Origin of the sequence: gamma proteobacterium SS-5 (assembly GCA_009497875.2) — a bacterium.
Taxonomy (GTDB): domain Bacteria; phylum Pseudomonadota; class Gammaproteobacteria; order Chromatiales; family Chromatiaceae; genus Magnetovirga; species Magnetovirga frankeli.
In genome coordinates, this window is the sequence record CP032508.2 from 1,884,539 (window position 1) to 1,906,354 (window position 21,816).

At 62.5% G+C, this 21,816-nt stretch carries 19 protein-coding genes; 16 read left to right on the forward strand and 3 right to left on the reverse strand.

All coding sequences use genetic code 11. The features are described from left to right. Positions 1-288: 288 nt before the first annotated feature. The 8 genes from lepA to D5125_13960 all read left to right on the forward strand — a co-directional run bounded on the left by lepA (position 289) and on the right by D5125_13960 (position 8,274). Positions 289-2,097 carry an elongation factor 4 gene (gene lepA / locus D5125_13925; protein ID QFY90491.1) on the forward strand — a complete coding sequence of 603 codons (1,809 nt, stop codon included), beginning with the start codon at positions 289-291 and terminating at the stop codon, positions 2,095-2,097. A 312-nt stretch (positions 2,098-2,409) separates the two neighbouring features. Then, entirely contained in the window at positions 2,410-3,216 is an 807-nt protein-coding gene (gene lepB, locus D5125_13930) for a signal peptidase I (protein QFY90492.1), read from the forward strand. Positions 3,217-3,443: 227 nt separating this feature from the next. Continuing rightward, a complete protein-coding gene (locus D5125_13935; GenBank protein ID QFY90493.1) occupies positions 3,444-3,815 on the forward strand; it encodes a DUF4845 domain-containing protein in 372 nt (123 codons plus the stop codon). After that, entirely contained in the window at positions 3,812-4,486 is a 675-nt protein-coding gene (rnc, locus tag D5125_13940) for a ribonuclease III (GenBank protein ID QFY90494.1), read from the forward strand. The genes D5125_13935 and rnc overlap by 4 nt, the downstream gene beginning before the upstream one ends. Before the next feature lie 242 nt (positions 4,487-4,728). Then, positions 4,729-5,652 (forward strand): GTPase Era, encoded by a 924-nt coding sequence (era, locus tag D5125_13945; protein ID QFY90495.1) that lies wholly within the window; start codon positions 4,729-4,731, stop codon positions 5,650-5,652. A gap of 490 nt (positions 5,653-6,142) precedes the next feature. Continuing rightward, positions 6,143-6,877 (forward strand): DNA repair protein RecO, encoded by a 735-nt coding sequence (gene recO, locus D5125_13950; protein ID QFY90496.1) that lies wholly within the window; start codon positions 6,143-6,145, stop codon positions 6,875-6,877. Then, complete coding sequence (gene pdxJ / locus D5125_13955) at positions 6,874-7,653, forward strand: pyridoxine 5'-phosphate synthase (GenBank protein ID QFY90497.1); 780 nt, start codon at positions 6,874-6,876, stop codon at positions 7,651-7,653. Before recO ends, pdxJ begins: the two co-directional genes overlap by 4 nt. Before the next feature lie 153 nt (positions 7,654-7,806). Further along, positions 7,807-8,274 carry a hypothetical protein gene (locus D5125_13960; protein ID QFY91169.1) on the forward strand — a complete coding sequence of 156 codons (468 nt, stop codon included), beginning with the start codon at positions 7,807-7,809 and terminating at the stop codon, positions 8,272-8,274. Positions 8,275-8,430: 156 nt separating this feature from the next. Here D5125_13960 and D5125_13965 read toward each other — a convergent pair whose 3' ends face one another. The 3 genes from D5125_13965 to epmB all read right to left on the reverse strand — a co-directional run bounded on the left by D5125_13965 (position 8,431) and on the right by epmB (position 13,472). Next, on the reverse strand, positions 8,431-10,614 hold the full coding sequence (locus tag D5125_13965; protein ID QFY90498.1) for an EAL domain-containing protein: 2,184 nt from the start codon (positions 10,612-10,614) through the stop codon (positions 8,431-8,433). Further along, the gene (locus tag D5125_13970) at positions 10,614-12,392 is read right to left on the reverse strand and encodes a hypothetical protein (GenBank protein ID QFY90499.1); all 1,779 of its coding nucleotides are present in this window, start codon (positions 12,390-12,392) and stop codon (positions 10,614-10,616) included. The genes D5125_13965 and D5125_13970 overlap by 1 nt, the downstream gene beginning before the upstream one ends. 99 nt (positions 12,393-12,491) lie before the next feature. Continuing rightward, positions 12,492-13,472 (reverse strand): EF-P beta-lysylation protein EpmB, encoded by a 981-nt coding sequence (gene epmB, locus D5125_13975; GenBank protein QFY91170.1) that lies wholly within the window; start codon positions 13,470-13,472, stop codon positions 12,492-12,494. 376 nt (positions 13,473-13,848) lie between these two features. Here epmB and efp point away from each other — a divergent pair, with 376 nt between their 5' ends. From efp to D5125_14015, 8 genes are all read left to right on the forward strand, one after another. After that, positions 13,849-14,412 carry an elongation factor P gene (efp, locus tag D5125_13980; protein ID QFY90500.1) on the forward strand — a complete coding sequence of 188 codons (564 nt, stop codon included), beginning with the start codon at positions 13,849-13,851 and terminating at the stop codon, positions 14,410-14,412. A gap of 20 nt (positions 14,413-14,432) precedes the next feature. Next, positions 14,433-15,392 carry an EF-P lysine aminoacylase GenX gene (gene genX / locus D5125_13985; GenBank protein ID QFY91171.1) on the forward strand — a complete coding sequence of 320 codons (960 nt, stop codon included), beginning with the start codon at positions 14,433-14,435 and terminating at the stop codon, positions 15,390-15,392. A 564-nt stretch (positions 15,393-15,956) separates the two neighbouring features. Beyond that, entirely contained in the window at positions 15,957-16,502 is a 546-nt protein-coding gene (locus D5125_13990) for a L,D-transpeptidase (GenBank protein ID QFY91172.1), read from the forward strand. 84 nt (positions 16,503-16,586) lie between these two features. Further along, positions 16,587-17,687, forward strand: coding sequence for an HprK-related kinase B (locus D5125_13995; protein QFY90501.2), 1,101 nt, complete (start codon positions 16,587-16,589; stop codon positions 17,685-17,687). Beyond that, positions 17,684-18,652 (forward strand): histidine phosphatase family protein, encoded by a 969-nt coding sequence (locus D5125_17155; protein ID QPB72170.1) that lies wholly within the window; start codon positions 17,684-17,686, stop codon positions 18,650-18,652. Before D5125_13995 ends, D5125_17155 begins: the two co-directional genes overlap by 4 nt. A 308-nt stretch (positions 18,653-18,960) precedes the next feature. Beyond that, a complete protein-coding gene (locus D5125_14005) occupies positions 18,961-19,635 on the forward strand; it encodes a DNA adenine methylase (protein ID QFY90502.1) in 675 nt (224 codons plus the stop codon). An 8-nt stretch (positions 19,636-19,643) separates the two neighbouring features. Beyond that, positions 19,644-21,074 (forward strand): IS66 family transposase, encoded by a 1,431-nt coding sequence (locus tag D5125_14010; protein ID QFY90503.1) that lies wholly within the window; start codon positions 19,644-19,646, stop codon positions 21,072-21,074. Between the two features lie 44 nt (positions 21,075-21,118). Then, complete coding sequence (locus tag D5125_14015; protein QFY90504.1) at positions 21,119-21,814, forward strand: histidine phosphatase family protein; 696 nt, start codon at positions 21,119-21,121, stop codon at positions 21,812-21,814. Positions 21,815-21,816 lie beyond the last annotated feature (2 nt).

Consider the following 21,816-nt stretch of genomic DNA (forward strand, 5'->3'; position numbering starts at 1 on the left):
CGGGACTCGGGACTCGGGACTCGGGACTCGGAAGGGAAGGGCAGCATGGCATGGCTGCCCGATCAAGGCGCGAAGTGAGACCAATGGTTCTTCTATGAAATCTTTGCGTCCTTTGCGATCCGGTTTTTTGCTACTGATCTGGCCCAGGCCTCAAACTTCACCCTTCAACCTTCAAACTTCCCAAGGTGTGGGGCTGGTGGCGCAGCCCCCCCTCGGGTATCATCCACCGGCCGCGCAGCCCGAGACGATTTCGGGCGCGCGGCCTCCTTTTTTCTGCTCCGGAAGCCCATGGCCGATCTCGATCACATCCGCAACTTCTCCATCATTGCCCACATCGACCACGGCAAGTCCACCATTGCCGATCGCTTCATCCAGGTCTGTGGCGGACTGACCAACCGCGAGATGTCCGAGCAGGTGCTCGATTCCATGGACCTGGAGCGCGAGCGCGGCATCACCATCAAGGCGCAGAGCGTCACCCTCAACTATCAGGCCGTCAATGGCGAGACCTATCAGCTGAACTTCATCGACACCCCAGGGCATGTGGACTTCTCCTATGAGGTATCCCGCTCCCTGGCCGCCTGCGAGGGCGCTCTGCTGGTGGTGGATGCCGCCCAGGGGGTCGAGGCGCAGAGCGTGGCCAACTGCTATACCGCCATAGACCTGGGCCTGGAGGTGGTGCCGGTACTGAACAAGATCGACCTGCCGGCCGCCGAGCCGGAAAAGGTCATCCGCGAGATCGAAGAGATCATCGGCATCGAGGCCCATGACGCGATCAAGGTCAGCGCCAAGACCGGCGTCGGCATCCCCGATCTGCTGGAACAGCTGGTGGCGCGCATCCCGCCGCCCCAGGGCGATGCCAGTGCGCCGTTGCAGGCGCTGATCATCGACTCCTGGTTCGACCCCTACGTTGGCGTCATCTCCCTGGTGCGGGTGGTCAACGGCGTGTTGAAAAGGCGCGACAAGGTGCTGGTGATGTCCACCGGTCGGGTGCATCAGGCCGATGAGGTAGGGGTGTTCACCCCCAAGCGCACGGCCCGACCCCATGGTCTGCATCCCGGTGAGGTGGGCTATCTCATCGCCGGCATCAAGGAGATCGACGGTGCCCCGGTGGGCGATACCCTGAGCCTGGCGGACAACCCGGCGGATAAGGCCCTGCCGGGCTTTGCCGAAACCCGGCCACGGGTGTTCGCCGGTCTCTATCCGGTCAGTACCGACGACTACGAAGACCTGCGCGAGGCCCTGCGCAAGCTCAAGCTGAACGACGCCGCGCTGCACTTCGAGCCCGAGACCTCCCAGGCCCTGGGGTTTGGCTTCCGCTGCGGCTTTCTTGGCATGCTGCACATGGAAATTGTGCAGGAGCGGCTGGAACGGGAGTATGATCTGGACTTGATCACCACCGCCCCCACGGTGGTCTATGAGGTGCTGAAGAATGATGGCGAGGTGCTCAAGCTGGAGAACCCGGCGGAGCTGCCCGACCCCAGCGCCATCGAAGAGGTCCGCGAGCCCATCATCGACGCCCACATCCTGGTGCCTCAGGACTACCTGGGCAACGTCATCACCCTGTGCGTGGAAAAGCGCGGCGTGCAGAAGAACATGCAGTATGTCGGCGGGCAGGTGCAGCTGCACTATGAACTGCCGATGAACGAGGTGGTGCTGGATTTCTTCGATCGGCTCAAGTCGTGCAGCCGGGGCTTTGCCTCCTTTGAATACGAATTCAAACGCTTCGATGCCGCGCCCCTGGTCAAGCTGGACATCCTCATCAACGGCGAGCGGGTGGATGCCCTGTCGCTGATCGTCCATCGTACCTTCGCCGAAGGCCGTGGCCGCGAACTGACGGAGAAGATGAAGGAGCTGATCCCCCGGCAGATGTTCGAGGTGGCGATCCAGGCGGCCATAGGCAGCAAGATCATCGCCCGCTCCTCGGTCAAGGCCCTGCGCAAGAACGTGCTGGCCAAGTGCTATGGCGGCGACGTCACCCGCAAGCGCAAGCTGTTGGAAAAGCAGAAGGCCGGCAAGAAGCGGATGAAATCCGTCGGCAGGGTGGATATCCCCCAGGAGGCCTTCCTGGCGGTGCTCAAGGTGGGGCAGGACAGTTAAAGTTTGAAGTTGGAAGTTTGAAGTTTGAAAGGGGGGTCAAGGAGATGCGAAGACAAGGAGGTAGAATCTTAGAATCTTAGAATTTTAGTAGGGGCGCTAAACCACTAAGACGCTAATCACTAAGATACTAATAAGGAGATAGAGTCTTAGAGTCTTAGAATTTTAGTAGGGGCGCTAAACCACTAAGACGCTAATCACTAAGATACTAATAAGGAGATAGAGTCTTAGTGTCTTAGAATTTAGTAGAGACACTAAACCGCTAAGACACTAATCACTAAGATACTAACTACTAAGACACTAAGATACTAAACAATGCATTTTGACTTTCCCACCATTCTCGTTGCCCTGACCCTGGGCAGTGGCCTGATCTGGCTGCTGGACGTGCTGCTTTGGCGGCCCAAGCGGCGTGCCTCTGCCCCTGAAGTCAAAGAACCCTGGCTGGTGGATATCTCACGCAGCTTCTTCCCGGTGTTCCTGGTGGTGGTGCTGCTGCGCTCCTTCGTCGTCGAGCCCTTCCGCATCCCCTCGGGCTCGATGATGCCGACCCTGCTGATCGGTGATTTCATCCTGGTCAACAAATTCGCCTACGGCCTGCGCTTGCCGGTGCTGGAGACCAAGATCCTCGATCTGGGTGAGCCCCAGCGTGGCGATGTGGCCGTGTTCCGCTTCCCGGAAAACCCGCGCATGGACTACATCAAGCGCGTCGTGGCACTGCCGGGGGACCGGGTGGATTACCGGCACAAGACCATCCTGGTCAACGGTCAGATCTATCGCCAGCAGCCCACCGGGCCTTATCAAGGCGTGGGTGCCGGTGAGCGCTTCAGCGGCTATCTGACCGGGCTGGAGCAGATCGGCGAGGCGCAGCATCCCTTTATGGTGCATCCCATGGCACCGGACCTGGTGCCCGGTTGCCAGGTGCTGCAAGAAGGCCCGGTGGAGGTGCCTGCCGGGCACTACTTCGTCATGGGCGATAACCGTGATAACAGCAACGACAGCCGCTGCTGGGGCTTCGTTCCCGAGAGCCACCTGCGCGGCCGCGCCATGGTCATCTGGATGAACTGGGACAGCCAGCGCTCGGGCATCATCGACTGGGGCCGCATCGGGCAGATGATCGACTAGCCCCAACCGGCCTGGGCATGGCGGCCAGGGACCGCCCTATGCATCGCGGCAAGCCAATGTCAGACGTGGGCTGAGATACCTGGGTAATCAGGAACCATTTAACTTAACGCTCTGCGTACTCCGCGCTTCTTTGCGACCTCTGCGTCCTTGCTTTTGGGTTCCGCCCTCGCTGGGATGGGTTTATAGTTTGCAGCTGATTCAAAAACCTTCAAATACAGGAGCCTGATATGACAAACGTGCTACACAGACAACGGGGCATGACCGGCATGGGCTGGATCATAGTCATCTCCCTGATCATCGGCGGTGCCCTGTTGCTGATGAAGATCGCGCCCATCTACATGCGCCACTCCTCGGTGGTCGATGCCCTGAACTTTACCGCGCAAAAAACCGATGCCGAGGCCGCCAACCTGCGCAAGGTGCGCCAACTGATGGAACAGCAGCTGAATATCAACAGCGTCTATGAATTCGACATAGATACCCTGACCCTGGAAAAGACCCGCGAAGGCACCAAGCTGCTGCTCGACTACGAGGTGCGTGAGGCCCTGGTGGGCAACCTGTCGGTAGTGGTGACCTTCAGCGAGGTGGCAGAGGTCCCGTGACCCCGGCGCAGCAACTGAGCCGCAAGCTGGGTCACGGCTTTGCCGATCCCCGGCTGCTGCAGCTGGCCCTGACCCACCGCAGCGCCGGTGGCGAGCACAATGAGCGGTTGGAGTTTCTGGGTGACGCCATCCTCGGCTTTGCCATTGCCGAGGCCCTGTACCGGCGTTTTCCCCGTGCCGATGAGGGCCAGCTCAGTCGCCTGCGCGCCAGCCTGGTGCGGCGCGAGACCCTGGCGGAGATTGCCCAGGAGCTGCAACTCTCGGACTGCCTGCACATGGGGGCAGGGGAGCTCAACAGCGGCGGTCAGCATCGCACCTCGACCCTGGCCGATGCCACCGAGGCCCTGCTCGGCGCGGTCTATCTGGATGGCGGCATGGCAGCGGCGCAGGGCCTGATCGAGCGACTGTTTCAGCGGCGCCTGGACGGGCTCAACCCCAAGCGCCTGGGCAAGGACCCCAAAACCCGGCTGCAGGAATGGCTACAGGCCCGCGCCGAGGAGCTGCCCAGCTACGAGGTAACCCAGGTGATTGGCGAGCAACACAATCAGCAATTTCACGTCAGCTGTCAGCTGCCCGATGGCGGCCGCCACAGCCAGGGACGGGGCAGCAGCCGCCGCCGCGCCGAGCAGGCCGCCGCCAGCGCCATGTTGGAGCAGTTGGGTGTCGAGTAGGCCGCAAATGCCTAATGCGCTGCAGCTGTAACCCAAAGAGGGACGCAGAGGGCGCAAAGAAGCGCAGAGATCGCAGAGTTGTTAACCTAACGGGCATGAAGTGAGTGGCGATACACACAAACACACTGAAAAATCTGTGTAAATCGGTGAAATCTGCGGTTCAACTGCTCTCTTTAGGATGAAACATCTCTTGGCATCTCCGGGGCTCGACAAGTGGCAAAGGCCATGGGATCAATCATGCGATGCAAGAAAATGAGGCTGCCTCTATGGACCTGAATCATTGCGGTTATGTCGCCCTGGTTGGTCGGCCCAATGTGGGCAAGTCCAGCTTGCTTAATCGCCTGATCGGGCAAAAGCTGGCCATCACCTCGCATAAGCCGCAGACCACGCGCCACACCATCCTCGGCATACACACCCGCCCCGGCGGTCAGCTGCTCTATGTGGATACCCCCGGCATTCACCAGCGCGTCGATAGCAAGCGCCGCGCCCTGGGCCATTATCTTAACCGCGCCGCCAAGGCCATGCTGGCGGATGTGGACCTGATCGTGCTGCTGGTGGAGGCCCTGCGCTGGACCGAGGAAGACGAACAGGTGATCAAGGCCCTGGCGGAGACCCAGCGGCCGGTGGTGCTGGCGGTGAACAAGGTCGATCGCCTGGCGGACAAGGCGCAGCTGCTGCCCTTCTTGCAGCAAATGGCGAGCCGTTACGCCTTTACCGAGATCATCCCGGTCTCCGCCACCAAGGGCATCAATACCGACAAGCTGGAGGATCTGCTGCTGGGCCTGCTGCCGGAGTCGGACAACCTGTTTGGCGAGGATGAACTGACCGATCGCAGCGAGCGCTTCTTTGCCGCCGAGCTGTTGCGTGAACAGCTCACCCGCCGCTACGCCCAGGAGATCCCCTACGCCCTGACGGTGGAGATCGAAAAGTTCGAAGACGAAGGAGAGCGCTACCGGATCAACGCCCTGGTCTGGGTGGAGCGCGAGAGTCAGCGCAAGATCCTGCTGGGCAAGCAGGGCGAGGCGATGAAGCAATCCGCCAGCGAGGCGCGTATGGCGATGATGGCGTTCTTCGACAAGCGCGTGCACCTGGAGGTCTGGGTCAAGGTCAAGCAAAGCTGGGCGGTGGACGAGGCCAACCTGGCCCGGCTGGGGTATGCGGAGTAGGCAGATGTCAGCTGCCAGCGGTCAGCTATCAGCGGCCAGCCTTAGCCAACCCTGTTACTGTGAAACTCGTGGCAGCGTGCGGCATAGGGCGGGCCGCGCCCGCCGCCAAGCCACAGCAATGAGGCTGGCCCCTAGCGCGGGCTGCCGAGTCCCCAGTCCCGAGTTCCGGGGCCGCCAAGAGATGTTTCATGTTCCGGGGTGGAGCTGTCCGCTCCATGAGCCTTACTGTGAAACAACATTGCCGCCTGTCAATCTTGGAGCTCCGAGCCCCAGAAATTTCGAAAGGGCGCTCGGAGGTGCAAAGGGTAGGTGTGGCCCTGCCCAGCGGCAACCCCGGATTCTCCGCACTTCATCCGTGCTACTTATGCCTCATTTTTCTCTGCGTCCTTTGCGCTCCTTTGCGTCCTCTGCGTCCCATCGATTAGGAGATGTTTCATGTTCCGGGGTGGAGCTGTCCGCTCCATGAGCCTTAGGTTCAAACCTCCCAATCATGGCCGCTGAATCCCCCCTTGAACCCGCCTTTGTCCTCTCCCGCAGGCCCTATTCCAACAGCAGCCTGCTGCTTGAGCTGTTTGCGGCCAACTCGGGGCGGCTGGCCCTGATCGCGCGCGGGGCGCGGGCCCAGGCGGGTAAGCACGGTGGGCATTTGCAGCCCTTTGTGCCGCTGGAACTGGCCTGGAGCGGCAGGGGCGAAGTCAAGACCCTGATCCGGCACGAGGCCAGCAGCGCGGCCCTGCTGCAGCAGGGGGAGCGGCTGTTCTACGGCTATTACCTCAACGAATTGCTGCTGCGCCTGCTGCCCCGGCAGGATGCCAGCCCCGAGCTGTTCGCCCTCTATGCCCGCAGCCTGGCACAACTGGCCGGGCAGTCAGGACAGGACGGGCAGGACAATGCCGAGGCGGTGCTGCGACGCTTTGAGGTGGGGCTGCTGGCCGGGCTGGGCTATGACCTGAATCTGACCCAGACCGTTGAGGGCGCGCCGGTGCGGGGGGATTTGCGTTACCATTACGCCGTGCAGACTGGGGTGTTACCCGCTGGGGCCAGCGCCGGGCCAGGTGTTTCAGGCCAGTTGCTGCTGGCCCTGGCGGGAGAGCTGGCCCTGGATGACGAACTGCTGACCGAGGCCCGGCCCTTTATGCGCGGCATCCTGCGCCATTACCTGGGCAGCCGCCCGCTGAAGAGCCGCGAACTGTTTCGCGCCCTGTACAAGAGGAAACAGCCATGACCCCTTTCGAGCCCATCCTGCTGGGCGTCAATATCGATCACATTGCCACCCTGCGCCAGGCGCGGGGCACGCGCTATCCCGAGCCCCTGCAGGCTGCCCTGTTGGCGGAGCAGAGCGGGGCCGATTCCATTACCCTGCACCTGCGCGAGGACCGGCGCCATATCCAGGAGCGGGACGTGGAGCTGCTGCGGCAGATGCTGCTCACGCGCATGAACCTGGAGATGGCCGCCACCACCGAGATGCTGGAGCTGGCGCGGCGCTATGGGCCCGAGGATTGCTGTCTGGTGCCAGAGAAGCGCCAGGAGCTGACCACCGAGGGTGGCCTGGACGTGGCCGCTAATCTGGCCTATTTGCGTGATTACTGCGCGGCCCTGGCCGAGGCGGGCATCCGCGTTTCCCTGTTCATCGACGCCGAGCCCGAGCAGCTGGAGGCGGCGCGGGCGTGTCAGGTCCCGGTCGTGGAGATCCACACCGGCCAGTATGCCGAGGCCAGGGGCGCGGCGCGCCAGCGTGAATGGCGGCGCATCGCCGAGGCGGTGGAGCTTGGCCGCTCCCTCGGCCTGCAGGTCAACGCCGGGCACGGTCTGGACTACCACAACGTGCAGGCGGTGGCGGCCATCACCGACATTACCGAGCTGAACATCGGTCACGCCATCATGGCCCGTGCCCTGTTTTGCGGCCTGGGCGAGGCGGTAGCCGAGATGAAGCGGCTGATGCGCGAGGCCAGAGTGGGGGCAATCGCCGGCACCAAGCAGGGGTCTATCCCTTTGGGGTGATTTATTATTTCCAATAACCCAGGTAATTTGGGCCTATAATCTATTTCTGATATGCAGGTCAAAGCCAATGGCCTGTTCCTGAACCCTGGGGGCCTACCGGAGATTGCCATGTCCGCACAAGAGCACAGCGAGAAACCGATTGGCGAGAAGCCGATCATTGAGCGACGCCAGCAGGACTTTGTCTCTGCCCAGTCCTTCGACCGGCTCTCTGCCGCCTTTGAAAACAGCGCCAGGCGCTGGGAGCTGATCGTCTATCCCTCCCTGTTCGCCTTCATTCTATTGGCCGGATATGGCTTTTATCTGGTCTATAGCCTGGCCAAGGATGTGCATTATCTGGCCATCAGCGTGGATACCAACATGACGGTACTGGCCGGCAACATGCAATCGGTGTCGGAGAATATGGGGCAGTTGACGCGCAACGTGCGGGAAATGAACCAGACCATGGTCTCCATCGACCGCAGCGTGGATAATCTCGACCCCATGCTGACCAACATGCAGCAGATGGGCCGCTCCATGGAGTCCATGTCCTGGGCTACCAACAACATGCGCGGTGACATGTCGGTGCTGAATCAGAACATCGGCCGCCCCATGTCCTTCATGAATAACGTCATGCCTTGGTAGGGCTGGCTTTGGCCCCGCTCAGATAACCCCAGCGATCATGGGGCGAGTGCTGGGGCCGGAGCCGAGTACGCAGTGGGTTGAATTTTTTTGTAAGAAGCCTGACAACTCTGCGATCTCCGCGCTGCTTTGCGTCCTCTGCGTCCTTTTTTGTTCCAGCTACTGGATTGAAGCCATCGGCTGCTCGATGGGGTCCGAGCTGATCGACTCGACCGGTTCCTGCAGCAGATAGCCCTGCACATAGTGCACATCGGCCTCCCACAGAACCTTCAGACAGTCCTCTTCTTCCACTTCACCGGCAATCACCTGGGCCTGATTGGCCTTGGCCAGTTGGCAGATGTCCCTGAGCCTGCGCTGGCGCTGTCCGTCGCTGGCCAGTTGCTTGAGGTAGGAGGCATCCAGCTTGATGTAATCCAGCGGCAGGTGCCTAAGCAGGCTCTCGTACTTGGCCAGTACGCCAAACTGGCTGATGGCCAAGCGGCAGCCGATGCGCTTGAGGCCCTTGATCAGCTCCCGGCTGCGGCTGGGATTGCCGCGCACGTCCCGGTCGGCGATCTGAAAGCTAAGCCAAGGGCCCTTGGCGTCGTATTGTTGCAGGCAGTCGCACAGCCACAGCAGCAGGTCTTGGTCACGAATACTCTCCGCCGAGAGCTGGATGAACAGGCCGACCCGGTGCCTCTGTTGGCGCTGTCGGCCCAGCTCGGCGATGGCGTGTTTGATCACCCAGCGGTCGATGGCGGCCATGCGGTCGTGGTCCTTGGCGTAGTCGAGAAAGCGCTCCGGCAGCAGGGTCTGGTTGTCGCTGGAGAGCATGCGCACCAGTACCGAATAGTGTTCGCGGGAGTCGCCGTTGAGGCTCACCAGGGGCTGGTAGAACAGGCGGAAGCGGTCGCAGGCCAGGGCGTCGTCGATCAGTTCCACCACCTCGGCGTCGGTCTGTTCGCCCCGGCCCGCGTCGTCCCCATGGCGGCGGCTGTCGTACCAGACCGGCGTGCCGGTGCCGCGCTGGCGGGCCTCCTCGCAGGCGTGAAAGGCCTGTTCCAGAAACTGCTCACCGCTTTGCGTGTTGCCGTTGCCCTCGGCCAGGCCCAGGCTGAAGCGTGGTCGAACCCCCTCGGGCAGCGGCGTGGCGTAGCTGCGCTGGTGCAGTTGCTGGCTCAGGGCATCGGCCAGGTGCGCGCTGGCCCCCTTGTCCTGATACTGACAGAAGAGGGCAAAGCTGTGGTCGCCCAGGCGGGCGAACAGCCCGGCCTGCTTGCCCATGCGGGTCAGTTCGGCACCGATCTCGCTCAACAGCCGGCTGCTGGCCCGCTCGCCGGCGTGTACGCGGATGCTGGCCATGTTGTGGATGCTCAGGTAGATCAGGCTGCCGGGTTTGCCGCGCTGTAGCTCAGGGATGCGTTCGTCAAGCTGGTTGACGAAGCGGCGGCGGTTGATCAGGCCGGTCTCGCTGTCGCGGTCGGAGAGCAGCTGGATGCGCTGCTCGATCAGCCGCGCCCGGCTCAGGTTGCGGATGCTGATCAGGGTGCAGGGGTGGTTCTCATACTGCGCCGGGGCGAAGCGGAGCAGGCCGTCGAACTGGCGATATTCCTGGCTGCGCAGGCCCAGTTCCACCTCGCCGCTGGCCTGGTGCTCGGCAATCCGGTCGAGCAGCAGCTCCAGGGTCGGCCGATCCCTCTGGGTCACCAGCGCGGCCAGGGGCAGGCCGATCAGTTCGGCACCGTCGATGAAGCCAAACAGGTCCTGATAGGCGCGGTTGACCTGCAGGTGACGGCCCTGGTCGAGATAGGCGATGGCCTCGGTGGAGTGGTCGATGAGCTGGTCGAACTGGGCCTGGGTCTGGTCCAGCTGCTGGCGCAGGGCCTCGGCCCGGCGCTGCTGATTGAGGCTGTCCAGCTCGCGGCGGAAGACGCGGCAGAGCAGGGGCAGGTCATCCCTGGGGATGAGGTCGCGGGCACCCAGGGCAAGGACCTCGCCGAGGCGCTGGGCCTCGCGCTCGGGGCCGATCAGCAGCACCGGCAGCTGCGGTCGCAGCCTGGCCACCGCCTGCAGCACCTGGTTGCCGTCAAAGCTGCCTTCGTTGCAGATGAGGATGTCGATCTGCTGCCGCAGCAGGGCCTTTTCCAACCGATCAGGGTTGGTCAGTATGCGTGGATGCAGGTGAAAACCGGCCTGGCGTAGCGCCGCCGTTTGCTGCTTGGGGGCGGCTATGTCCCTGTCCAGCAACAACAGGTGCAAGGGCTGGGCCTGCCCTTCCGCTGCTTGGTCAATGCCCTTGTCAACGCTAGTGTCCGGGGTCTTGCCCTGGTCTTTACCGCTGGTGCTGTCGGCATCCGCAGGCATCAGGGGTCGGTCCGCTGGTCGGCCAGGGGCTGGGTCAGGTCATGCCCGTCGCCGTACGTCAGGCCGGATTCCTCATAGCTGAACAGATTAAAGGCGGCGCTGCCCTCGATCAGGTCGAGCAGGCGTATCTGGGTCTGGCTCAGGCTGTCAAACAGGCTCACCTCCTGTCCCGCGCGGAAGGCCAGTGGTGGCGCGGCCAGGCGGGGTGTGTCTTCGCCCTCGGCCGGGTCGAGCAGGAGGCAGGGGTGGATCGGGCTGTTGTCGTTGTGCGCCAGGCGCGCCTGAATCGGCTGGCAGTCCCGGGCGATGAGGGCGATGCCGAGCAGGCTGTATTCATTCTCGTACTTCATCCAGCGGCTGATACCCAGGCCGAAGCGCTGTGGATTGTCGTCGTCGCGGATGCCCAACAGCTCGCCCAGCTTGATCGCCGGGGCATTCTGCGTGTTCCAGCGGATGCAGTAGCCACGGCTGCTTTGGTTGACCAGGCTGTAGTTTTGCAGACTGGCCTTGCGTTCTTCCTGCCAGCCACAGGCATGAAAGCTGCTGTCCTGGGCCAGGTAGATCTGCTCGTCGATCTGGCCCAGGTCCATGCCCAGGTAGGGCTGGGATCTGGGTTCCTCGGCCAGGCCAACCTCGGGCTCCGCCACCCAATTATCCGGGCTGGCGCTGCGCTGACTGATATCGGCCAGCACGCCCATGGGGGGGCGGGGCTGTTCCAGCTGGATGCTCTGCAACAGGCTACAGATCTGGCCCAGCCCTACTACCATGGTCAGTTCGAAGTGCAGGTCGGTGCGCGAGTCGCTGCGCGGTGGCACGGTGCGCCAGACCAGGCCAAGGTGGTCGAGGGTCTTGCCGGTCAGGCCCTGGCTTTCGTACTGGCCGGTGAGGTTGTTCCATTGGGCCTGGTTGCGCAGTTCGCGCAGGCGTTGCAGCAGGGGCCGGGCGTCGAGCAACAACTGGGGTTGGGCGGCCTGATTGGCGGCCAGCAGGGACAGGTGCAGGGGCGGCCGGTTGCGTTGCAGATCAAGGCTGAACAGGCCGTCGCAGTCACCGTTGGCGGGGCCGGTTTCGGTCAGTTCCGTGGCCTCGGCCCAGCTTGGCAGATGGTTCAGTATGGTCAGTATGTCCTGCTGACGCAGGCGATAGTGATCACTCAGGCCTAGGAGCAGGATCTGCTTGTACAGGTTCTCCGCATGCAGTCGCTGGGGCTGGCTCGACAGACCGTTGCGCGCGCTCTTCTGGGCCAGTCCAGCGGCACGGGCCAGGGCGAAGACGGGCTGGGTTTCGCCCCAGAAGTTCTTCGGGTAGCCGTGGTAGGTCAGGGCCGCCTGGCGCAGACCGGCCAGTTGCAGCTGCAGGGTCTGCTGCAGGCTGAGCAGCAGATCGGCCTGACGACCGCCCTGGTGCAGCTGGTCGCGCAGCAGGGTCTTGCAGGCCAGCGCCATTTCGTGCAACAGGGCGCGGTCCAGTTGCGCCAGCTTGTGGTCCATCTCGCTGAGGGGAAAGCTCAGGCTGAGAAAATATTTCTCCAGGCGTTGGCTGTTGTGCAGCAGGGGTAAGGCCAACAGGCTGCTGACCTGGTGCCGGTCGGCTAGCGGCAGGGTGCTGCGGTTGAGGGTGCGCAGGGCCTTGTAGCCCTGGTGGGCGATACGCGCCAGGGGCATCTTGGCAAGGCCCTTGAGCCACTGCTGGGTACGCCTGGGGGTGTTGAGGAAAGAGTCCGGCGCAAGGGGGGTCTGGGCAGGAAAACTGATGCCGCTGAGAGAGAGGTCACCCATGGCAAAGAGGCTCCGAGATGGCTGCTGGTTCCGAGGGGGCAGTTTAGCAGAGGGCGCAAGCGGGGGGATAGCGGATATCCGCGGATATCCCAGGCCCCCCTACAGAGGCGTTTTGCTCATCTCGCCGGGGATTTCACGCACCAGGCGGGGGACCAGGTAACCGGGCAGGCGGCCGAGCAGCTGGCGTTGCAGCCGACGCGCCTGCTCATCGCTGAGGGCGAAGTGGGCCGCGCCCTGAACCGGGTCGAGCTGGTGCAGGTAATAGGGCTGCACGCCCAGATCGAACAGCCGCTCGCTCAGCTCGGCCAGGGTCGCGGCACTGTCGTTGACCCCGCGCAGCAGCACGCTCTGGTTATACAGCACCCAGCCGGCCCGCTGCAGCCGCTGCAGGGCCGACCGGGCCGCCTCGCCCAGCTCCTGGGGGTGGTTGCAATGGATCACCAGGATCGGCCGACCGGGCATAAGCCCACCCAGCTCGATAAATTCGCTGTCGATACGCTCCGGCAGGACCAGCGGCAGACGGCTGTGCAGGCGCAGCCGACGCAGGTCGGGCAGCCCTTGCAGGGCCAACAGCAGGTCACGCAGACGGGCATTGGACAGGGTCAGGGGGTCACCGCCGCTGAGTACCAGCTCGGCGGTGGCATCCTGGCGCAGCTGCTCCAGACTGGAGCGCCACCGGTCCGCCAGGCCCTGCTGCGTTTGATAGGGAAAGTGGCGGCGAAAACAATAGCGGCAGTGGATGGCGCAGGCCCCGGTGGTGATCAGCAAGGCCCGTCCGGGGTATTTCTGCAACAGGCCCTGGGCGCGCAGGGCAGGGCCATCGCCCACCGGGTCGCTGACAAAGCCCGCCCTGTGCAGCTTTTCGGCCTGCAGGGGCAGGACCTGACGCAGCAGGGGGTCATCCGGGTCGGCCGGGCGCATCAGCGCGGCATAGCCTCGGGGCACGCGCAGGGGAAAGGCCGAGTCCGTCCAGACCCGATCGCGCAGCAGTTGTTGCGGTAAGCGCAGCAGATGCAATAGCTCAGAGGGGCAGGTGATGGCCTCGGCCAGGGCCTGTTGCCAGGGGCTCTGGCCGGAGATGCAGTGGGCTAGGGGGCTGCTCAATCGAGTATTTCCTGATCCGGCCAGGCCGGAGGCAAAAGGGACGCAGGGGAAGCTGCCGGATGGAGCGCCACGCCGTCCTGAGCGCTGTCCTGAGCCTGCCGAAGGGCCTGTCGAAGGGCGGAATCCGGGGTAAAGGGGCGGCACGGCGCGCTACACGGCCCTTTCTGGCAGACAATCCGGCATGGCCAGCTTCGGGGCGCAAAGGTACCCCAAAGCGTCGGATGGCGAAAGCTGGGAACTTGTCGCCCGTGCCGGGCCGGGGTCTGTCTGTTATCGACCGTTATCGGCTGGAAAGCCAGGCCCGGCTCCATTAGAATCGCCAGCTTTTTACCCCAGCGAGGAAATAACTGTCATGGCCAGCTACAGCACCAACGAATTCAAGGGCGGATTGAAGATCCTGCTGGACGGCGACCCCTACAACATTGTCGAAAACGAGTTCGTCAAGCCCGGCAAGGGGCAGGCCTTCAACCGGGTCAAGGTGCGCAATCTGCGTACCGGTCGGGTGTTGGAGAAGACCTTCAAGTCCGGCGAGAGCGTGGAGGCGGCCGATGTCATGGAGACCGATATGCAGTTTCTCTACAACGACGGCGAGTATTGGCACTTCATGCACCCGGACAGCTTCGAGCAGTACCAGGCCGGTGCCGGGGCCCTGGGCGACAACGCTAAGTGGATCAAGGAGCAGGACAGCTGCGTGGTGACCCTGTGGAACGGCGAACCGATCTCGGTGGAGCCGCCAAACTTCGTTGAACTGGAGATCACCGAGACCGATCCGGGTCTCAAGGGCGATACCTCCGGCAGCGGCGGCAAGCCCGCCACCCTGGAGACCGGGGCCGTGGTGCGCGTGCCCCTGTTCGTGCAGATCGGCGAGCGCATCAAGGTGGATACCCGCAAGGGCGAATACGTCAGCCGGGCCTAGTGACCCACACCCAGCCGTTGGTGGCTGAGTCCTGGCGTCCCTCGGCCAGCCTGGCCATGCTGCGGGCCCGGGCCGAGCTGTTGGCCCGGCTGCGGGCCTTTTTTCACCAGCGTGGGGTGATGGAGGTGGAGACCCCGCTGCTCTCGGCCCATGCCAACCCGGACCCGGCCATCGATAGCATGGCCCTGTTCCACGCCGGTCGGCGGCATTGGCTGCACAGCTCCCCCGAGTTTGCCATGAAGCGCCTACTGGCCGCGGGAAGTGGCCCCATCTATCAGATCTGCAAGGTATTTCGCGCCGGCGAGTCCGGTCGGCTGCATAACCCCGAATTCAGCCTGCTGGAGTGGTATCGGCCTGGCCTTGATCACCTGCAACTGATGGACGAGGTGGCCGAGCTGATCGCCTTTGTCAGCGGGCAGCAGTGGCCGCTGGAGCGTATCGGCTACGCCGAGCTGTTTGCCCGGCATCTGGCCATGGACCCGCATAGCGCCAGTACCGAGCAGCTGCAACGCCTGGCCGAGCAACAGGGGCTGGACGTGCGGGCCAGCGACGGGCTGGAGCGGGATGCCTGGCTGGACCTGCTCATGAGCCACCTGATCGAGCCCCGGCTGGGCCAGGACAGGCTCAGTTTCGTTTATGCCTACCCGGCCTCGCAGGCCGCCCTGGCGCGCCTGGAGCAGGGCCCGAGCGGCCCGCAGGCCTGCCGCTTCGAGCTGTATCTGCAAGGCATTGAACTGGCCAACGGTTTTTATGAGCTGAGTGATGGTGTCGAGCAACGGCGGCGTTTCGAGCAGGACAATGCCCGTCGCCGCCAGCGGGGCCAGGAGCCCATGCCCCTGGACCCACACCTGCTTGCCGCCCTGGAGCAGGGCCTGCCCGACTGCGCCGGCGTGGCCCTGGGGCTGGATCGCCTGCTGCTGCTGCTGCAAGGTGGCGATTGCCTGCAACAGGTGCTGGCCTTTCCCTTCGACCGGGCCTGATCCTGCCGAATGCCGAATGTCGCGGCTGGGGTAACGCCCATGGAGCGCCCCCACACCTGTCTGCGCCCTGTGTGGGGCAGCCCGGGACATGAAACGGCTCTTGGCGGCTCTGGGGTTTGGGACTGGGAACTCGGGACTTGATGGCTAAATCAGAAAAAATTAAATAACCATAATGAGTTAGAGTAACAATGTTATTTTAATTCTGAGCTATGGCCCGCTGCAACCGGTGGCCCGGATTGGCCCGATCCGGCTCGGATCCTTGCCCGTTTAATGCTGATTTTTTATTTATAAGTCAATTGCAACATATTGTTTAATAAAGTTTATTATGAATTTATGTTAGGTCTTAACTTAGCCGATCTTTCTCAAGTTTTGCATTAAGGTAGAAATTCTCCTATTGTTGCTAACCCCAAGATGGTTGAGTAAGGAGAGGTTGAGATGAAACGTTGTGCGGGTATTTTTTCCATGGGTTTGATCCTGGTTGGTTTCATGGGTTCGGCAGCGGCTCAGGGGCCATCGGTGCTGGAGGAATTGCGGGCACAGGACGCCGAGCCGGTGCAGTTGGCCATGCGCTCGGGGGGGGTATCCCGCTCCGGCCGTTCCGGCGGCATCAAGGCCGTGATCGACCTGGAAGATCAGGAAATGAAGGTCTATGTAGGCGGTAGCCACGAGTACACCTGGAAGGTCTCCACCGGCAGGGGCGGCTATATCACCCCCAATGGCACCTTCAAGCCGCAGTGGCTCTCACGCATGCACTACTCGCGCAAGTATGATGACGCCCCCATGCCCTATTCGGTGTTCTTCCACAAGGGCTATGCGGTGCATGGCACCACCTCCATCTCCCGTCTCGGCCGCCCCGCCTCACACGGCTGCGTGCGCCTGCACCCGAACAACGCCAAGAAGTTTTTCAACCTGGTGCAAAGGCACGGCAAATCCAATGCCACCATCAGTATCGTAGGCCGGTCCCCGGCCAGCCGCGTGGTCAAGGTACGCGACAGCAGCGATTCACGCCGCTCCAGTCGTTCCAGCTCCAGCCGTTCCAGCGCCAGTAGCGGGCGCTGCCTGGGCTGTAGCAGCATGGCCAATTTCGGCAGCGTACCCAGCATTCACTGATCCAGCCGCGCCATCCCGATCTGCCGACAGGCTCCCAGGGTTTGTTGCCTGGGCTGATATCAAAGGCCAGGGGCCTGAGTGATCATGCAGGAAAATCAGATCTCGGATCAAAACAGCGCGGCGACGGTCTTGCTCGATGGGCATAGGCCCCTGGCGGATGGGCTGTTTATCCGCAGCGCTGGTTGTTTGTTGCGTATCCGCAGCAATTCACCGCCGCTCTTGCGGCGGCTGCGCGGTTACTTCCACTCGGTGTTGGGCGAGCCGGGGCCGGATGCCATGGAGGTGATTGCCATAGAGCGCGAGGCCGTGCAAACAGGCCTGGAGTTTCACCACTGGCGGCGTGAACCGGGCAAGACCGGGCGCAAGGACAGCTATGTGGATCTGCCCCAGGCGCGGTTGATACGCAAGGTCCGCACGGGCATGTTGTTCTTGCAGTGCCAGGATTCACCCATAGCCGCAGGCCCCTGTCTGCGCCACGACAATCAGCTGATCAACTTCATCAACAGCCAACTGATGAACTGGCTGCAACAGCGCCAGTGGCTGATCTGTCATGCCGCAGGCCTGGTCTGGCAGGGCCGGGCACTGGGCCTGGCCGGCCTCTCCGGTGGCGGCAAATCCACCCTGATGCTGCATTTGATGGACCGGCCGCAGATGCGTTATCTGACCAACGACCGCCTGTTTCTGCGTGCCGAATCAAGGCAGGTACAGGCACGGGGTATCCCCAAGCTGCCCAGGGTCAACCCCGGTACCCTGGTGGGCAATCCCCGCCTGAGGCAGTTGGTCCGCCCCGATCAGATCGCCGCCTGGCGGCGGTTGGCGGAGGACGATCTGTGGCAGTTGGAAGAAAAGCACGATGTGTTTCTGGATCGGATCTACGGGCCGGATTGTATCGCCGAGCAGGCCCCCCTGGCCGCCTTCATCGTGCTCAATTGGGATCGCCAGGACACCAGCCCCGTCCTTTTGCAGCAAGTAGAGCTAAACCGGCGGCCGGATTTGCTCGCTGCCCTGATGAAATCCCCCGGCCCCTTTTATCAGGACGCCAGTGGCCGGTTTTTGCAGGCTGATGACACCCAGCCTGCAGAGAAATATCTACAGGCCCTGGCCGGGGTGCCGGTTTATGAGGTGCGAGGGGGTCTGGATTTTCAGGGCCTGATCCCGCAATGTCTGGAGGTACTGGCGTCATGAGTCGAGAGCTGCTGCTGCTGCGTCACGGGAAATCCGACTGGAACAACGACCTGGAGGACTTTTACCGGCCGATCAAGGACCGTGGTAAACGCGGCGCGCAACGGGTAGGCGTCTGGCTGCAGCAACAGGGCCACATCCCGGCCTATGTCCTCAGTTCACCCGCCGTGCGCGCCCTGGAGACCGCGCGCAAATGTATCAAGGCCATGGGTGGGACGGCCGCCGACATTCGACAGGATTCGCGCATCTACGAGGCCAGCCGCGAGCAATTGCTGCAGGTACTGGCGGAGTGCCCGCCGGAGCCGCCCAGCCTGCTGTTGGTGGGGCACAACCCGGGCCTGGAAGAGCTGCTTGTCTGGCTGTTGGGCGATGACCTGCGCCTGCCGGAAGATGGCAAGCTGCTGCCCACCGCTACCCTGGCGCGGCTACAGCTGCCCGATGACTGGACCCGGCTCGGCCCCGGCAGCGCCAGCCTGCTCGACTGTATCCGCCCCCAAGGCCTGCCCAAGAAGTTTCCCTTTGTCACCGAGGCGGGCACCGAATACCGGGATCGTCCGGCCTACTATTACCGGCAATCGGCGGTGATCCCCTATCGCATCTGCAAGGACGGGGTGGAGATACTCCTGGTCAGCTCCAGCAGCGGCCGCCACTGGGTGGTGCCCAAGGGCATCCAGGAGCCGGGCATGAGCCCGCAGGACTCCGCCGCCAAGGAGGCCAGGGAAGAGGCCGGCATCCTCAGCGGCGAGCTGGGCCAACAGGCGTTGGGTGACTACAGCTACAGCAAGTGGGGCAGCCCCTGTCAGGTTCAGGTATATTCCATGCAGGTCAAGCAGATGGTGCCTGATTCGGATTGGGACAGCGGTTACCGTCGGCGCAAATGGGTGTCCAGCGACAAGGTGGCAGGCTTTCTCAAACAGCCGGAACTGGCCGAGCTGGCCCTCAGGCTGGCACGCCAGGTCGGGGTCTGAGGGTCGGGGAAGGATCAGGGCAGGCATTGACCCCGGATTACGCCCTTCGGCAGGTCCTTCGGCAGGCGCTCAGGACAGCGCTGCGCTCCATCCGGCTGACTGCTGATGGCTGACGGCTGATGGCTTTGACTAGGGCCTAAGCAGCCACAAATGTTCTTTTGTAACTATTCAGGGGCGCTTCAATAAAGTGCCCGTCAGAGCCAAGCCATAACTCTCCGAACCAAAAAATCACCTACATTTGCCCTTGACAGCATAGGAAGGCCCATCTATGCTGTGTTCCATCCTCTGTTTGAGAATGGGCTGTTCTCATGAGCAACTACTTTGGTTCCAAAGCGACTTCAGGTCTGTGTCAACCGATCATTGCCCTGATGCCGCCCCACGACACCTATATCGAGACCCATCTTGGCGGTGGCACCATCATGCAGCGCAAGCCACCGGCGCTGCGCAATATTGCCATTGATCTCGATCCGGCTGCACTGGCCCACTTTGAGTGTGACTATCCGATCGAGAAGGTCTGTGGCTGCGCCCATCAGTTTCTCCGCTCGTTCGACTTTCAGGGTCGGGAACTGATTTATTGCGATCCCCCTTATTTGCACCACACCCGCCGTTCCAAACGCCGTTATCGTTTCGAGTACGAGGAAAGTGATCATGTGCAATTGCTGGAACTGCTCAAGCAATTGCCTTGTGCGGTGATCCTCTCCGGCTATCCCTCGGCGCTCTACGACGATCTGCTGGGAGAGTGGCGTACCTTGGAACTGCAGGTGATGAATCAGGCCGGGGTCAGAACCGAGAAGCTGTGGTTCAACTTCACCCCGGACCGGGTGCACTGGCCGAGCTTTGCGGGGCGCAACTTCACGCACCGCCAGAGCATCAAACGCAAGGCACACAGTTGGGGGCGACGCTATCAGGCCATGCCTCCTGCCGAACGGCTGGCGGTACTGTCCTCGATCATGGCGGTGGAAGCCGGCGAAGTGTTCGAGTAGCCCGGCCCATGATAATCGACAACATCCCGGTCGAGCAGACCCTCGAGTCGGTCAGACGGCAGCTCGACGAGGAGAAAAACCTCTCACCGGCGCTGCGTGCATCGCTGGAGCTGCTGCTGACCCTGACCACGTTGCTGTTGAACCGACTGGGTCTCAATAGCCGCAACAGCTCCAAGCCCCCGTCCACTGACCCCAATCGCAAGAAGGCGGGGAAAAACGGCAACAACAATACCCCCGGTGCCCAGAAAGGCCATACGGGCCACCACCTGGAACTGGTCGATGATCCGGACCATGTCGAGTGGCTCCCGGTGGATCGTGCCACGCTTCCCACCGATGGCATCTTCCGGTGTATCGGCTATGAGCGCCGCCAGGTGTTCGATATCCACATTTCCCGGGTGGTCACGGAATATCGGGCCGAGATCCTGGCCGATGCACGGGAGCAACGCGTGGTCGCTCCCTTCCCGGATCATGTCAAGGTCAAGACCCAGTACGCCGCCGGGGTCAAAATCCACTCGGTTTACATGTCGCTGTTCCAACTGCTGCCCTACCAGCGCATCGAGGAGCACTTTGCCGATCAGTTCGGCCTTCCCTTGAGTGCCGGCAGCCTCTACAACTTCAACAAGGAGGTTTACGAAATGCTGGCCCCGTTTGAGGACTGGGCAAAGCGCGAGCTGTCGCGGGCGCTCCTGTTGCATGCCGACGAGACCGGGATCAACATCGGCGGAAAACGCAAATGGCTGCATGTGCTATGCAGTGCCACCCTGACCCTGCTGATGCCCCATGACAAACGCGGTGGCGAGGCCATAGCGGCGATGGGGGTCCTTCCCGGGTACACCGGCACCCTGGTACACGACCACTGGAAGCCCTACTACCAGCTTCTTTGTTACCACGCGTTGTGCAACGCTCACCACCTGCGGGAGCTGGAGCGCGCCTGGGAGCAGGATCAACAGCAGTGGGCCAAACAGGTGCAGGAACTGCTGCTGGAGATCAACAAAGCTGTCGATGAGGCGGGCGGTGTGTTGAACAGCACGCAGGCCGAGGCCTTCCGGGAACGATACCGACAACTGCTCAAAGCGGGACAGATCGAGTGTCCACCACCGGATGAGTCTCAGCGGAAATCGGGACAGCGGGGCCGGCTGAAACGATCCAAATCTCGAAACCTGCTGGAACGGTTGATTCAGTTCGAGACCGATGTCCTGCGCTTCATGGTGGAACGCGACGTGCCCTTTACCAACAATCAGGGAGAACGGGATCTGCGCATGAGCAAAGTTCAGCAGAAGATCTCCGGCTGTTTCCGTTCAGAGCTCGGGGCAAGAATCTTTGCACGCATCCGCAGCTATCTGTCCACCTGCCAGAAAAATGGGGTATCTTCCGAACAGGCATTGCGGCTCCTCTACGAGGGGCGGTGGCCCGATTTCATGGGGATGACCCCTGAATAGTTACGTTCTTTTTAGGATAATCGGCCCAATCTGGAATCCATAGGATGATCGCCGCCCTTATTCGTCACGCCGATTACCGGCAACTGGCAGACACCCCCAGCGCCCACCAGCCCTTTCCCCTGACCGAAAAGGGACGGGCCCAGGCGGCGGCGGCCGCCGGGCAGGTTCAGGCCCTGCTGCACCGGCATGGCTGGCGGCTGGAGCCGGTCATCGATAGCTCCTGCCTGCTGCGTGGTTGGCAGACGGCACAGATACTGGCCGAGCGGCTTGAACAGGAATACGGTTACAGGTGTCAGCTGGAGAGCTTTGAGGATCTGGCCGAGCGCGGCCTGGGCAGCGCCGCCAATCTCAGCCTGCGGCAGATCGAACAGGTGCTGGAGCAGGACCCGCGCTACCCGGTCCCGCCCGCCAACTGGAAGTCAGACAGCCACTATTGCCTGCCCCTTCAGGGTGCCGAATCCCTGCTTCAGGCCGGCCAGCGGGTGGCCCGTCACCTTGAGCAGCGCATGCGGCAACTGCCGCGGTCGGCCCATGATCAGGCCACCCTCAAGCTGTTTGTCGGCCACGGCGCGGCCTTTCGCCACGCCGCCTATCACCTGGGCCTGTTGCGTTTTGAGCAGATTGCCCAACTGAGCATGCATCACTGTCGGCCCCTGTGCCTGGAGTTCGGCCCCATGGGGTGCAGGCGGGTGGCCGGCGACTGGAAACAACGGGGGATAAGGGAGCAGGCACTGGATTAGCC